Genomic DNA, 13,950 nt, shown 5'->3' with positions numbered 1-13,950 from the left:
TGGCGCGTGGCGTAAATTGAGAGTGCGGCTGGTGTCTTCGCCGGGGGCTCCAGAGATGGGTATTTATAGTCGCGAGAGGTACTATGCACCATCGCAGTAAAGCGTTAGGGAGATTAGCGGGTTTTCTGGTGTTGAGTTGCGGACTGCCTTGCGTGCAGCTGGCGGCCCAGACGGCGCAGCCCGCACAGCCACAGCCTGCGCAGCCACAGGCCACACAGCCACGGCCAACGCCGCCGTTGACGGTGGACTCCGATCCTGTGCCTTCGCCGGATGAAAGCACGCCAGCCAAAGCGCCACAGCAGGCTCCCGGAACTTCCGGTGGCGTGATCACGCGGCAAGACGGCCACTACACGCTACGCACGAATGCGTATGAGGTCCGGCTGAATGCCTCCGTTATCGATAGTTCGGGGCGCACCGTGGATTCGCTTCCGCAGGATGCGTTTCACGTCTACGAAGATGGCGTTCCGCAGACGGTCGTCGGCTTCAAGCATGAGGATCTCCCGGTATCGCTGGGCATTCTGATCGATAGCTCTGGGTCGATGTATGAGAAGACCGCGGCTGTGAATGAGGCGTCGCTCGATCTGGTGAAGCTGTCCAATCCAGCGGACGAAGCGTTCCTGGTGGACTTCAGCTCAGAGGCTTACATCGACCAGGACTTCACCAACAACATCACCAAGCTGCAGCAGGGGCTGGCCTATATTCACACCAGCGGCGGCACGGCGCTCTATGACGCGGTGGTCGCGTCGGCGGATTATTTGAGCAAGAATGCGAAGCACCCGAAGCAGGTGCTGCTCATCGTGACCGATGGTGAGGACAACGCATCCAGTGCCTCGCTGGAATCGGCTATCCGGCGCGTGCAGGACCTCGACGGGCCGGCGATCTATTGCATCGGGCTGTTGTTCGGCGACGATGTGAGCCGAAACGAGGCCAAGCACGCCAGGGAGGTGCTGCAGGAGCTCGCCGAGCAGACCGGCGGGCAGGCGTACTTTCCGAAGTCGCTGAAAGAGGTCGACGGTCTCACTCGCGAGGTCGCGCAGGATATTCGTACGCAGTACACGATCGAGTATCACTCGACGAAGTCGCCTTCACTGGGAGGCTACCGGCAGATTCACGTGGAGGCTAAGGAAAAGGGATACCACGGCCTCCAGGTCAGGACGAGGACGGGATATTTCCCGAAGCCTGCAGCCCCTGAGAAACCAGCCTCCGGCGCTCCTGGCGGTAATTGAGCAGGATGAGGTAGGCTCCTTGGTTGGCTCGAAGGATTGTTGGCCAGGAAACTGAAAGTGCCGAGGATGATTTTTGAATGCGGATTGGAAACAATGTAACGGAGTTGGTGGGACATACTCCCATGGTGCGGATCAATCGGCTGGTGACTGCCGGTTCCGCTGAGGTTTGGGCCAAGCTGGAGATGATGAACCCTGGCGGCAGCATCAAGGACCGCGCAGCGTTGGGCATTGTGCTCGATGCGGAGCGGCGGGGTGTGCTCAAGCCGGGGGGCACAATCTGCGAAGCCACAGCGGGGAACACGGGCGTCGGCCTGGCTCTGATTGGGGTGCAGCGGGGCTATCGCGTGCGCATGTTTGTGCCGGAGGGCTTTGCGGAAGAGAAGTGCATCATCATGCGCGGCCTGGGCGCGGAGGTGGAGCGTACTCCGGAGAGCGAGATGGTGGCGGGCGCGATTCGCCGGGCGCTGGACTTCGAGCGTGAGACCCCGGGCGCGTTTGCGGCGCTGCAGTTCGAGAATCCCGCGAATCCCGATTTTCATGAAGAGACGACCGCGGTGGAGATCTTCGAGCAGATGGAGGGTCACGTCGACGCGATTGTGCTCGGTGTGGGATCGGCTGGGACGTTTACGGGTATCGCGCGATTCATGAAGAAGAAGCTGCCGCATGTGCTCACGGTTGCGGTGGAGACTCAGGGCAGTGTCCTACAGGGCGGCGTGCCGGGGCACCATCGGGTAGAGGGCATCGGTGTGTCATTTGTGCCGTCGACCTTCGACCGCAGCGTCTGCGACCGCATTGTGCAGGTAACCGACGATGATGCGTTTGCGACGGTGCGGAGAATGGCACGGGAAGAGGGCATCCTGGGAGGATCGAGTTCCGGTGCGATGATGTTTGCGGCGCTCGATGTGGCTCGTGAGCTTGGAACAGGCAAGCGAGTGATAACGCTAGTGCCGGATTCGGCGGAGCGGTATCTCTCGAAGGGGATTCTGGACGATTAAGGGTAGTAGGCTACTGCTCTTTGCTGCGCGTGCGCATCGAAAGCAGGTAGGATGACTGCGTACGTCAGCGGTGCCCCATTTTAGGAGAATTTGAATGCTGGATCTGCAGACAGTAAACGATGTGTTCGTGAGCATGAGCAGCCGCGGCGATGAAACAGTCGCCTTGCAGCAGGCGGGCGGCGAGTGGAAGCCGATTACCTCCAAGACGTTTTACGGTCGCGTGCGCGCTGTGGCAGAGACGCTCAAGAGCTGGGGCATCGTCAAAGGCGACCGCGTGGCGCTGGTGAGCGAGAACCGCTGGGAGTGGGCCGCTACGGACTTCGCCGTGCTCGGGATAGGGGCTGTCGATGTGCCGCTCTATCAAACGCTGACTCCCGATCAGATGGGATACATGCTCAGGAACTCCGGCGTGAAGGCGATCTTTGTCTCCACCAAGGCCCAGTATCAAAAGGTGGTTGCCGCGGGAGAGATTCCGTCGCTCGAACATGTCGTGGTCTTCGACGAGGGCAGCTTCGAGGGTGCTGATAGCTTTGCGGATATCGTAAAGCGGGGTACGGAACTCGAAACGCCGGATGCGGCATTCGATGCGATGGTGAAAGAGGTAAAGCCGGAAGATCTGGCGACGATCATCTACACCTCGGGCACGACGGGCGATCCGAAGGGTGTGATGCTGACGCACGGGAATCTCGCCAGCAATCTGCGCTACTCGACCGACGGCTTCGGTATTAAGAAGAAAGATGTCTCCATCTCGTTCTTGCCGCTGTCGCATGTGACGGCGCGGCATCTGGACTATGCGCTGTACAAGCTCGAGGTGGTGCTGGCCTATTGCCCGAAGATCGACGCGCTTCCTGCGGCGATGAAGGCCGTACAGCCGACGATCTTTCTGGCCGTGCCGCGCGTCTACGAGAAGATCCGGCAGTCGGTCGAGAATAAGTCCACCGGGATGAAGAAGCGGATTCTGGAGTGGGCCATCGGCCGCGGTAAGGCGAACCGCAAGAAACTTCTGCTTGGAGAAGAACCGAAGGGGCCGGGTTGGCAGCTTGCGAACAAGCTTGTCTATGGCAAGATTCGCGAGGCCTTCGGAGGCAAAGCGCGGATCTACATCGCCGGTGGCGCGCCGCTGGGCATGGATTCGGCGGAGTGGTTTCTCGACGTGGGCATTCGCATCTTCGAGGGCTACGGCATGACCGAGACCTCGCCGGTAATTGCGCGCAACATGTTTGAGAGCTACCGCATCGGCACGGTGGGAGCGATGGTTCCGAACATGGAGACACGCATCGCGGAGGACGGAGAACTCGAGGTGCGCGGCCCGGCGGTCTTTATTGGCTACTGGCAGAACGAGGAAGCGACCAAAAGCGAGTTCACCGAGGATGGCTGGTTCAAGACCGGCGACATCGGCAAGATCGAAGATGGGTTTCTCTCTATCACCGATCGCAAAAAAGAGGTGATAAAGACCAGCGGCGGAAAGATGGTTGCGCCACAGCCGATCGAGAACAAGCTGAAGGCAAACAGCCTGGTAGCGCAGGCGGCCGTGATCGGCGACAAGAAAAAGTTCATCAGCGTGCTCATCTCGCCGAACTTCCAGAACCTGGAGAGCTGGGCCAAGCAGAACGGTGTTGCAACCGAGGATCGCGCTGCGCTAGTGAGTGATCCCAAGGTCCAGAAGGCCTACTCGGAGATCGTGAAGAAGGTGAATGTCAGTCTCGCTCCCTATGAGGCGATCAAGAAGATCGGGGTCGTGCCGGAGGAGTGGAGCGTTGACGACGGGGAGTTGACGCCAAGCATGAAGCTCAAGCGCCGAGTGATCCTGGAGAAGTACAAATCCCAGATCGAGAAGTTCTATGGCGAGTAGTTCCTGGCGCTGGCTGGCTGTGTTGTTGTCGGTGGGAGTCGCAGGAGCTCAGGCTCCGGTGGTTCCTGTCGATCACTACGGGCCTCCGGTGTGTTCGACGGCTGCATCTCCAGCGCACCGCATGACGGCGGAGGCTGCGAAGGCCGAGCAGGAGCTGGGAGCGAACGATCCGCGTGCGTTGCTGGCGGCGGAGCCGATGGAGAACTTCGCCCTCTCCCGTTATCGGCTGGCGGACTATGCCGACTGCGTGGGTACGAGCGGCTGTTACTGGGCCGATCTCGATGCGCAGTACAAGCGGGCGGAAGCCGCACTGGATACGGCTGTCTCCGCGAAGAAGCCCGGCGAAAAGCTCGCCGTGGTGATGGACATCGACGAGACGTCGCTTTCAAGCTACTGCGAGATGAAGCGCGAGGACTTCGGATACGTCGGCTCGTTGTTCAATGCATGGATCGTGTCGCCGGATGCGTCGGTGGCGATTCCCGGAGCCTTGCGGTTCTTCCATAAGGCGAAAGGGACGGGAGTGGCGGTGTTCTTCATCACGGGGAGATCCGGCATTCCGGACTATTCTGCGAGCAAGCCTGCGGTGAACCAGACCGAGGCGACGGCAAACAATCTTGAAGCGGCGGGCTATCGCGGCTGGGACGGGCTGCTGCTGCGCAACGGTAGTGAGAACGCGATGTCGACCATCGAGTACAAGTCTGAGGAACGCCACAAGATTGCGGACAAGGGGTATCGCATCGTGATGAGCGTGGGCGACCAGTGGAGCGACCTGCTGGGCGAACCGAGGGCGGAGGTCAGCGTAAAATTGCCGAATCCGTTTTATTTCTTGCCGTAGAGTTGTCTTTGAGCCTGAAACACCGGCCAGGACATCCAAATCACATGGGTTTATTGAAACGAGCGGAAAAAGACGGGCGCAGGTTTTTAAACCCTGTGCCGGCAGCGGTGGGTGGATTTAGCACGATGTGGAAGGTGCTTCCACAGTATCTGAGCAACAAAGAAGAGACTGAGCCGAAGAGCCCGATTGGTCCGTTCCGCACGGATTCGGCGATCTACGCGGCTGCCCCGGAGAGCGGCCTACGGGTAACGTGGTTTGGGCATTCGTCGCTGCTGATCGAGATCGATGGGGTGCGCGTCCTGATTGACCCCATCTGGGAGCAACGCGCGAGTCCGGCCCAGTGGTTTGGGCCGAAGCGTTTCTTTGCTCCGACTCTGGCGCTGGAAGATCTGCCGGCGATCGATGTCGTGCTGATCTCTCATGATCACTACGACCATCTGGGAGCGCATACGATCCGTCGTCTGGCTACTCTGAACCCGGATACCAGGTGGGTGACGTCTCTGGGCGTTGGTGAGCGGCTGCGCGGGTTTGGCGTGGATGCGAGCCGGATCGAGGAGCTCGACTGGACGCAGAGTGTTGGGGTTTGCAGTAAACAGGGCGAGGCTGCGCTAAAGATCACGGCGTGGCCGTCCAAGCACTTCTCGGGGCGCGGAATGCTTGACCGCTTCACGACCCTGTGGAGCTCGTTTGTGCTCGAAGGGCCACGGCATCGCGTTTACTTCGGGGGTGATTCGGGTTGGTGGGAGGGGTTTGCGGAGATCGCTGCGCAGTATGACCGCTTCGACCTGACCATGCTGGAGATCGGCGCTTTTAGCACGTTGTGGGCGGATATCCACATGGGGCCGGATGGAGCCGCGAGGGCCTATCAGGATCTGGGCGGACCGGAGAAGGCAGGCCTTCTGATGCCTATTCATTGGGGGCTGTTCAATCTGGCCCTGCACGGATGGCGTCAGCCGATGAAGCGTATGACAGAGCTGGCACGTACTGGAGGGCTTCCGCTTTGGTCGCCTCAGCCGGGTGTTCCGGCAGAGGTCACGCCGGGAGACAGTCTGCTTTCCATGTGGTGGGATAATCGGTAAACCGATTTATAAGATAGAGATGTTTGAGCTTGTGAATGTTTGAGTTCATGATTTGCCTGCTATCTGGCAGTGGCGTTGGCGAAGTTGTAACGAGTTAGCAACTGGATGCGGCATGCTGAGGATTCCCCTTGTAACCCTGTGGAAAAGGGGGTACAAGGGAACAGCGCCGGGAATAACCGACGATACGCGGAGAATTGGAGACACGCATGGCAGCGGCAGCGAACGCACAGGTAGTATTGCGCGAAGTAATGGACATCCGCCAGGCAGCGGAGTATCTGGGGATTAGCGGCGACACGTTGTACCGCTACGCGTCCGAAGGCTTTGTGCCGGCGTTCAAGCTGGGCAATCGCTGGCGTTTCCGGAAGAGCCTGCTGGATGCCTGGATGGATGAAAAGAGTGGCGTAAGGCCGCCGGCCCACAATGTCGACCCCTCCAAGAAGAAGCCCGTGGCCCGAGCGCGGTAATCAGGAACAGGAAACAGCGAACAGGAAACAGGTCTGAATCTGGACGCGGCACGCGTAGAGTAGAGGCGTGCACGAGAACGATCCGAAACTACTTCTTATCTCTCTGCTGGTGGAGCTGGGCGTCGCTGCGGCGGTGGCCAGTTCGCTGGCGCGGTCGACGCACTTCAAGCGGCTGCTGCTTCTGCGCGAGCGGAGCCGCCGCGAGACGCTGCAACTGCTGGCCTGGATCTGTGTTCCGCTGATGCTGGGTGTGATGGTGCGCGTGAAAGTGCCCAACTTCCTGGCTGCCGATCTCTCCTTTGAGGCCACTGCGGTGCTGGGGCTGCTGCTGGGCCCTGTCGCTGCGGTGGTGGGCGGCGTAGCGCTGGCGCTCCCCGCCCTGTTACACCACGAGTATCTGGCGCTGGTTGTGAACGTCGCCATCGCGTTGATCTTCGGAGCGTTCGGACAGTTTGCGGAAGAGGAAGACATCTGGTCGTTTTCGCCGCTGATCGACCTGAGCATCTATCGATGGGTGCGGCGGACGGTAACTCACCCGCACCTGGACCGGCAGATCTTCCTGCTGGTGCTGTTGATGGCGGTACAGTTCGGTACAAGCCTTTTATCTCATCTCTATCCGCATCGATACTTCGAGCTTTATTCGAACTCCTGGCTGGTTGAGCTGGCGATCTGTGCGTGTGCGCCGGTGGTGGTGGGGATTCCGCTGAAGATCTGGAACGCGGTGCGCATTGAGCAAAAGCTTGAAGAGCAGGGACGTCTGTTGCTGGAGGCGCGGCTGGATGCCTTGCAGCGGCAGATCAATCCGCACTTTCTGTTCAACACGCTGAACTCGATAGCGTCCTTGATCCGGTCGAAGCCCGAGTTGGCGCGCGAGATGATCGTGAAGCTGGGCAACATTCTGCGCATGCTGCTGCGGGAGGGCGAGGCGTTTGTGGCCCTGGGCGAAGAGCTGACCTTTACCGACGACTATCTGGACATCGAGGTGGTCCGGTTTGGCGAGAAGCTGCGGGTGGTGAAAGAGATTGCTGCCGACACCCTGGACGTGGCGGTGCCGAGCATGCTGCTGCAGCCGTTGATAGAGAACAGCATCAAGCATGGGCTCGAACCGCGCATCAGCGGCGGGACGGTGACTTTGCGCAGCCGGATCGAAGACGGCCGGCTAGTAATAGAGATCGAAGACGATGGGGTAGGGATTGAGCCGTGCGGCGCGGTGACGGCTCCGGTGAGTGGACTGGTGCGTGAGGGGTCGGGCATTGGGATGAAGAATGTCCGCGAGCGTATGCAGGTGCTCTACGGAGGTGCGGCGCAGGTGGAGATGGTCAGCCGGCCAGGCCGGGGGACGAAGGTGCGGCTAGTGATGCCGGTGCATGGGGTAGAGGGACGGGAGCGATGGGGTGAGCTGGTTCGGTGAGGATGGCTTGCTAAGCTGCTTTTCTTGTTTTTCTGGTTGTCATTCCGAGGCGCAGCCGAGCGAACCTGCTTCCTCCCGTTTTCCGTTCGCAGTTCCCAGAAAATGTGCAGGACAAAACTGGAAAGCCATAATTCGCATTACCTCGTAAGGTTTGAGGCCGCACGGGAGAGAACGGGAGACAGCAGGTTCGCTCGGCTGCGCCTCGGAATGACAAACAGAAAAGCAAAAATACAACGACACCGTAAAAAGCAAAGCACAACGACGATGTAACAGCCCTGTAGGCTGCCTTTGTTAGAATGGGGCGCGGTGGGACATCGTAGATGGCTGAACTGATTGAGTCGATTGCCGGAGCTTTGGGGCAGAGGATTGCCGTCGATAAGCGGCCGGCGCTGGAAGACCGGTTGCACCATCGAATTGCGTTGGCCGGCAGAAAACGAACGAAAGAAAAGGGATTGAGGAAGACGATGACTGAGATTGTGTCCATTCACGCACGAGAGATTCTGGATAGCCGCGGCAACCCGACGGTGGAAGCCGATGTCGTGCTCGGAGACGGCGTACGTGGCCGCGCGGCTGTGCCCAGCGGAGCTTCGACCGGCGAGCATGAGGCTGTCGAGCTGCGTGACGGCGACAAGGAGCATTATCTCGGGAAGGGCGTGCTGCAGGCGGTGGAGAACATCGAGAGCATTCTGGCTCCCGAGCTTGCGGGTATGGATGCCAGCAATCAGCGCCTGATCGACGCGACGATGCTTTCGATCGACGGTACGGAGAACAAGAGCCGTCTCGGCGCGAACGCGATTCTTGCGGTGTCGATGGCCTGCGCGCGCGCTTCGGCCGACGCCCTGGGGATTCCTCTGTACCGCTATCTGGGCGGCGTGAACGCCTGTATTCTGCCTACGCCGATGATGAACATCCTGAACGGCGGCGCGCATGCCGACAACAACGTGGACTTCCAGGAGTTCATGGTGATGCCGGTGGGCGCGGAGACTTTTTCCGACGCGCTGCGCTGGGGCACTGAGGTCTTCCACACGCTGAAGGGCGTGCTGAAGAAAAAGGGCTACAACACGGCAGTGGGTGATGAGGGCGGGTTTGCACCGTCGCTGAAGTCGAACGTCGAGGCCCTCGAGTTGATTCTTGAGGCGATCGAGCTTGCGGGCTACACGGCGGGTGAGCAGATCGCGATTGCCCTCGATCCGGCGTCCAGCGAGTTCTACGACAAGAGCACAGGCAAGTACATCTTCAAGAAGTCGGACAAGAGCGAGAAGAACTCCGAGCAGATGGCTGCGTACTGGGAGAGCTGGGTGCGGCAGTATCCCATCATCAGCATCGAAGATGGCCTGGCCGAGGACGACTGGACCGGTTGGAAGATTCTGACCGAGAAGATCGGCCGCAACGTGCAGCTGGTGGGCGACGACCTGTTTGTCACGAACTCCAAGCGGCTGCAGCGCGGTATCGAAGAGGGCGTAGGCAACTCGATCCTGGTGAAGGTGAACCAGATCGGCACGATCTCGGAGACTCTGGAGGCGATTGAGTTGGCGCGCCGGAATGGCTATACGTCGATCATCTCGCACCGTTCGGGTGAGACCGAAGATACGTTCATCGCGGACCTCGCGGTGGGCACGGGAGCAGGGCAGATCAAGACTGGATCGGCTTCGCGTACGGACCGCATCGCGAAGTACAACCAGTTGCTGCGCATCGAGGAAGAGCTCGGACAGACAGCGGAGTTTCTCGGACGCAGTTCTGTGAACTGCGGAGAGCTAGGGTAGAAGGCCAACCTTCGAGCAGTAGGTTACGTATCGCGTGCAAGGCATATTTGCCTTGCACGCGTTCGTCGTTATGCCGGACTACGTGCATGTATCAGGGTCTTTTACGGCGACGTAAAGTTTCCGAAGTGGTGATTTTGCAGGCGGCGATTGTGGACGACCAGCAGGAGTCGAACTAAGCTGGTGACGCGTGGAGGTTCGGATGATGTGGGGTGCGTGGGAGCCGGAGTGTGTCGGAGAACGTCTTGCGAAGAGGTCCGCAGGGCGCCGCGGGATGGGGCGTTCGATACGTGTCGTCGTGGCAGCCACAGTATGTATGCTCGCGATTGGCCAAGGGAGTGGCCAAAGCAATGCCACGAGATCGCAGGCCGAAGCCGGGGCCGCCGCTCATACCCCGACGTATGAAGTCGTTGTGATCAGGCGATCGAAAGGCGATTCAGATTCAGCCGGATACGGAGACACGCCGGACGGATTTTGGATGCGAAATCTCAAATTGAGTGCTCTGGTTCCAGATGCGTACGGGGTCCGGGGCGACGCGGTTTCGGGTTGGCCAGGATGGGCGGGCTCTATGTCTTTCGATATTGAAGCGAAGATGGACATGGAGACGGCGGAGGCCCTGGGCAAGCTTCCCAAGCAACAGCAGGACGAGCAGCGCCAGTTGATGCTGCGGTCGTTGCTGGTCGATCGATTCAAGGTGAAGGTTCACCGTGCAACCGAGATACGGACGACGTATGAGCTGATCCTCGCAAAGGGCGGCGTGAGAATGAAAGAAGATAACGCGAAGACCGATAGGGACGGGAATCCATGGCAGGAGGGTGTGCAGCCCGCGACAGATTGGCAGTCATCGGATGGAAAGATCAGCGGCCACGCGATGCCATTTCCCATGTTGATTAATATGTTGCAAGGCAACGCCGGTTCCATCGTTGTGGATCATACCGGGCTCACGGGGCGATACGATGTGGCCCTGCAATGGGATGCGTCGGACACAACCGGACCATCGCTTTCTACCGCGCTCGAAGAGCAGCTTGGTTTGCGATTGAAGCAGACCAAAACTACGGTGGACACGGTCGTCATCGATCACCTCGAGATGCCGTCAGCAAACTAGCGATTTTGAACTTTTCGGAGTGCGGCGACAGGATCCTTTAAGTCATTCCTATCCCTTGTCATCTCGACCGGAGCATGACGGCTTTATGTCATGCGCAGTGGAGAGACCGCTGTATTCGCCTGTAGCAGCACTGCGGCTTCGAGCAAAATACAGGGGTCTCTCCACTGCGGCGGCAAAAACCGCCGCCTCCGGTCGAGATGACAATTCTGAGATGATTCAAACCATCACTAGAAATGTTCTGCGTGCCTGCGGAACAGGTTCTTTGAGACACACTCCTGACCCGGTAAGCTAAGAGAATGAGAAGCAAGTCACCTGTCATTCTGACCATTCTTGACGGCTGGGGTTACCGGGCCGAGACCAACGCCAATGCGATTGCGCTGGCGCGCAAGCCCACCTACGACCGCCTGTTGCGTGAGTATCCGAACACGCTGATTCGGGCGAGCGAACACTTTGTAGGCCTGCCGGATGGGCAGATGGGTAACTCCGAGGTGGGGCATCTCAACCTTGGCGCGGGGCGTGTGGTGCGCATGGATATCTCGCGCATCGATGCGGCGATTGCGAGCGGTGATTTCTTTAAAGACCCGACGCTTGTGAAGGCCATGCACCACGCTGCCGAGGGCGGACGCGCGCTGCACCTGATCGGTCTGGTATCGGATGGTGGCGTGCACTCGCAGCAGCGGCATCTGCATGCACTACTGCGGATGGCCGCGGCGCACAAGCTGGAGCGTGTGTATGTGCATGCGTTCATGGATGGACGCGACACCATGCCGACCAGCGGCGCGGGCTACATCGAGGAGCTGCGGCAGAAGTTTGTCGAGTATGGTGTGGGCAGACTCGCCAGCGTGAGCGGGCGTTATTTTGCGATGGACCGCGATCTGCGCTGGGAGAAGGAAGCCAAGGCGTTTCGCGCGATGGTGACCGCGCAGGCTGAGGGGGGCGCCTATTCCGACGCGATCGAGCGGGTTCGTGAGAGCTACAACAATGGCGTTACCGATGAATTTATAGAACCGTTTGTGTGCGTCGACGAACTGGGCGCGCCGATTGGACGCATCGCGGATCATGACGCGGTGATCTGTTTCAACTACCGGGCCGATCGTGTGCGGCAGGTTACGCGTGTGCTGGCACGCAACAGCGGGATCACGGCGGACCGTGGGATGAGTCTGCCGAAGGCGGCAGAGCTTGAGCTGGAGATTCCGTTTGCGAGTGTGCCGAGCCAGTTGCATTACGTAACGATGACGCAGTACGACCCCAAGTTTGCTCTGCCAATGGTGATTCCGCCGGAGAGCATGGATAACCTGCTGGCGAACGTGATGGGCGTGCATGACCTGCGCAACCTGCGCGTCGCCGAGACGGAGAAGTACGCGCATGTGACGTACTTCTTCAACGGCGGTATCGAGAAGCCGTTTGCGGGAGAAGAGCGTGAACTGGTGCAGTCGCAGAAGGTGGCGACGTATGATCTTGCGCCGGAGATGTCGGCCAACGGGATTGCGGATGTGGTGGTGAAGTCGATTACAGACACCGCGTTCGACGTGATCATCGTGAACTTTGCAAATGCGGATATGGTGGGGCACTCGGGCAAGATTGAGCCGACGGTGAAGGCGGTGGAAGTTGTCGATGCCTGCCTGGGGCGGATCTACGATGCCGTTCGTGCGCATGGGGCGAGCTGGATTATCACTGCTGACCACGGCAACGCGGAGATGCTGATCGATCCTGCGACCGGTGGGCCGCATACCGCACATACGACGAATCCCGTGCCGTTTATTCTTGTGACCGATCAAGGCAAGAAGATTGGTGTGAGGGAGGGTGGATCGTTGCGGGATATTTCGCCGACGATTCTTTCGTTGATGGACCTGGAGTTGCCGAAGCAGATGACGGGTGGGGATCTGCGGGTGGTGGCTGGAGCTGCACCCGAAAAGCCTTGACGCAAAGTTCGCAAAGGAAAAACGCAAAGGTTCGCTACGGTTGTCGTGGCGAACCTTTGCTCCCTTAGCGAACTTTGCGTCGAGGTTTTCTTTTCGCAGCGGCTTAGCCCAGCACCGTCACCACGCCATCCTTCGACTTAGAGAAGCTATGCACGACGCGGCCATCGGCGTCGATATGCCGCAGGGTCAGCTTGTCGGGTGTGGCTTCGAGGTGGGTGAAGCCATAGACCTTGTGGGCGTAGGGGCCGCGTTTGGCTTCGGCGATCTTGAGGTCGTAGAGATCGGCGCCGCCTGCGCCTGACGATACGAATGACGTTGGGTGGCCTTCGAACTCGAGGTGTTGCAGATCGTGGTCGTGTCCGGCGAGGTAGAGATGCGCGCCATGTTTGCGCAGCAGCGGCTCCCACTCCTGGATGAGCACTTTGTGGTCGCCGTGCGGACCGTTCGAGAAGATGGGGTGGTGCGCGATGACGACGAGGAAAGGAGCTTGGCGGGGCTTCTCCAACTCGGCGGCAAACCAGGATAACTGCGCGGCCTGCTGGTCGTGGCTGAGTGTGAAGTCAACGCCGTTGGGAAAGTGTCCCATGGGGACATTGCTGTCGAGCGCTATGACTTTGATGAGCGGCGTCTCGGCGTGGGGCAGGTCGAAGGTGTACCAGAGCGAGGGCTGCGTCCAGCGGGTATTGCCTTTGCGCGCGTAGGCGAGTTCCGCGTCCACCTTGCTGTGCGGCATCTTCTGGTAATCGTGGTTGCCCATGATGGAGTAGGCAGGGCAGTCGAACGCGCTCTTCGGGTACATGTCCTCGAACTGGGCCTTCCAGCGTGGGTCGTCGGCTCCGCCCGGCAGCGGGCCGTACCAGCTGTCGCCCAGCATGAAGAGGGCCTCGGTCTGCAGGGCGTGCGCCTGCGCGTATTTGGCCATGGCGGAGGCTACGCTGGCTTGCGCGGCGGTGTCGCCCTCCCAGCCCCAGTCGCCGATCATCAGGATGTGTTTGGCCTTCTGGTCAGGTGCTAGAGCGAAGGCGTTGCTTGTGCCGAGGCCAGCGACAAGAGCGCTGAAGGCAAAGCTCTGGAGCAGGAACTCGCGGCGATTGAGGGCGTTCTTTGAAGGGGGCACGGGGAAAACTCCTGGTGCTAAGGTTACGGGTTTTGTGGTGCAAAAGACGCTACCCGCAAGGTTTGCCCGGGGAAACTTTGCTGAGGTTTAACAAAAGCAACAGCCTTTAACGCAGAGGGCGCGGAGGGAAACGCGGAGAGCGCAGAGGGCTCCATGGCGTCCTCTGCGAAACCTCCGCGCCCTC

At 59.7% G+C, this 13,950-nt stretch carries 11 protein-coding genes; 10 read left to right on the top strand and 1 reads right to left on the bottom strand.

Going from position 1 to position 13,950, the window contains the following annotated elements:
• The first annotated feature begins 83 nt into the window (after positions 1-83).
• The 10 genes from GSQ91_RS16805 (at position 84) to gpmI (ending at position 12,649) form a co-directional block, all read left to right on the top strand.
• Complete coding sequence (locus GSQ91_RS16805; RefSeq protein WP_158822913.1) at positions 84-1,226, top strand: VWA domain-containing protein; 1,143 nt, start codon at positions 84-86, stop codon at positions 1,224-1,226.
• 77 nt (positions 1,227-1,303) lie between these two features.
• Positions 1,304-2,221: a PLP-dependent cysteine synthase family protein gene (locus GSQ91_RS16800; protein ID WP_158822912.1), complete on the top strand. Its 918-nt coding sequence runs from the start codon at positions 1,304-1,306 to the stop codon at positions 2,219-2,221.
• A gap of 94 nt (positions 2,222-2,315) precedes the next feature.
• Positions 2,316-4,073 carry a long-chain fatty acid--CoA ligase gene (locus tag GSQ91_RS16795; protein ID WP_158822911.1) on the top strand — a complete coding sequence of 586 codons (1,758 nt, stop codon included), beginning with the start codon at positions 2,316-2,318 and terminating at the stop codon, positions 4,071-4,073.
• Positions 4,063-4,908: an HAD family acid phosphatase gene (locus GSQ91_RS16790; protein ID WP_158822910.1), complete on the top strand. Its 846-nt coding sequence runs from the start codon at positions 4,063-4,065 to the stop codon at positions 4,906-4,908. The genes GSQ91_RS16795 and GSQ91_RS16790 overlap by 11 nt, the downstream gene beginning before the upstream one ends.
• A 44-nt stretch (positions 4,909-4,952) precedes the next feature.
• Positions 4,953-5,987 (top strand): MBL fold metallo-hydrolase, encoded by a 1,035-nt coding sequence (locus tag GSQ91_RS16785; RefSeq protein WP_158822909.1) that lies wholly within the window; start codon positions 4,953-4,955, stop codon positions 5,985-5,987.
• A gap of 206 nt (positions 5,988-6,193) precedes the next feature.
• Complete coding sequence (locus tag GSQ91_RS16780; RefSeq protein ID WP_158822908.1) at positions 6,194-6,451, top strand: helix-turn-helix domain-containing protein; 258 nt, start codon at positions 6,194-6,196, stop codon at positions 6,449-6,451.
• A gap of 67 nt (positions 6,452-6,518) precedes the next feature.
• Entirely contained in the window at positions 6,519-7,862 is a 1,344-nt protein-coding gene (locus GSQ91_RS16775; RefSeq protein WP_158822907.1) for a sensor histidine kinase, read from the top strand.
• Positions 7,863-8,326: 464 nt separating this feature from the next.
• Positions 8,327-9,625 (top strand): phosphopyruvate hydratase, encoded by a 1,299-nt coding sequence (eno, locus tag GSQ91_RS16770; protein WP_158823259.1) that lies wholly within the window; start codon positions 8,327-8,329, stop codon positions 9,623-9,625.
• Between the two features lie 199 nt (positions 9,626-9,824).
• The gene (locus GSQ91_RS16765; protein ID WP_158822906.1) at positions 9,825-10,727 is read left to right on the top strand and encodes a TIGR03435 family protein; all 903 of its coding nucleotides are present in this window, start codon (positions 9,825-9,827) and stop codon (positions 10,725-10,727) included.
• 296 nt (positions 10,728-11,023) lie between these two features.
• Positions 11,024-12,649 (top strand): 2,3-bisphosphoglycerate-independent phosphoglycerate mutase, encoded by a 1,626-nt coding sequence (gene gpmI, locus GSQ91_RS16760; protein ID WP_158822905.1) that lies wholly within the window; start codon positions 11,024-11,026, stop codon positions 12,647-12,649.
• 103 nt (positions 12,650-12,752) lie between these two features.
• On the opposite strand, the gene GSQ91_RS16755 is transcribed toward gpmI, so the two are convergent.
• The gene (locus tag GSQ91_RS16755; RefSeq protein ID WP_158822904.1) at positions 12,753-13,766 is read right to left on the bottom strand and encodes a metallophosphoesterase; all 1,014 of its coding nucleotides are present in this window, start codon (positions 13,764-13,766) and stop codon (positions 12,753-12,755) included.
• Between the last annotated feature and the right edge of the window lie 184 nt (positions 13,767-13,950).

This window comes from Granulicella sp. S156, assembly GCF_009766105.1.
Taxonomy (GTDB): Bacteria; Acidobacteriota; Terriglobia; order Terriglobales; family Acidobacteriaceae; genus Granulicella.
Note: the sequence above shows the minus strand (reverse complement) of the source record. Positions and strands in the feature narration are given on the sequence as shown.

Excerpts from the sequence above, each read along its gene's own strand:
- GSQ91_RS16805 (WP_158822913.1), top strand. The coding sequence starts at position 84 with ATGCACCATCGCAGTAAAGCGTTAGGGAGATTAGCGGGTTTTCTGGTG.
- GSQ91_RS16800 (WP_158822912.1), top strand. The coding sequence starts at position 1,304 with ATGCGGATTGGAAACAATGTAACGGAGTTGGTGGGACATACTCCCATG.
- GSQ91_RS16795 (WP_158822911.1), top strand. The coding sequence starts at position 2,316 with ATGCTGGATCTGCAGACAGTAAACGATGTGTTCGTGAGCATGAGCAGC.
- GSQ91_RS16790 (WP_158822910.1), top strand. The coding sequence starts at position 4,063 with ATGGCGAGTAGTTCCTGGCGCTGGCTGGCTGTGTTGTTGTCGGTGGGA.
- GSQ91_RS16785 (WP_158822909.1), top strand. The coding sequence starts at position 4,953 with ATGGGTTTATTGAAACGAGCGGAAAAAGACGGGCGCAGGTTTTTAAAC.
- GSQ91_RS16780 (WP_158822908.1), top strand. The coding sequence starts at position 6,194 with ATGGCAGCGGCAGCGAACGCACAGGTAGTATTGCGCGAAGTAATGGAC.
- eno (WP_158823259.1), top strand. The coding sequence starts at position 8,327 with ATGACTGAGATTGTGTCCATTCACGCACGAGAGATTCTGGATAGCCGC.
- GSQ91_RS16765 (WP_158822906.1), top strand. The coding sequence starts at position 9,825 with ATGATGTGGGGTGCGTGGGAGCCGGAGTGTGTCGGAGAACGTCTTGCG.
- gpmI (WP_158822905.1), top strand. The coding sequence starts at position 11,024 with ATGAGAAGCAAGTCACCTGTCATTCTGACCATTCTTGACGGCTGGGGT.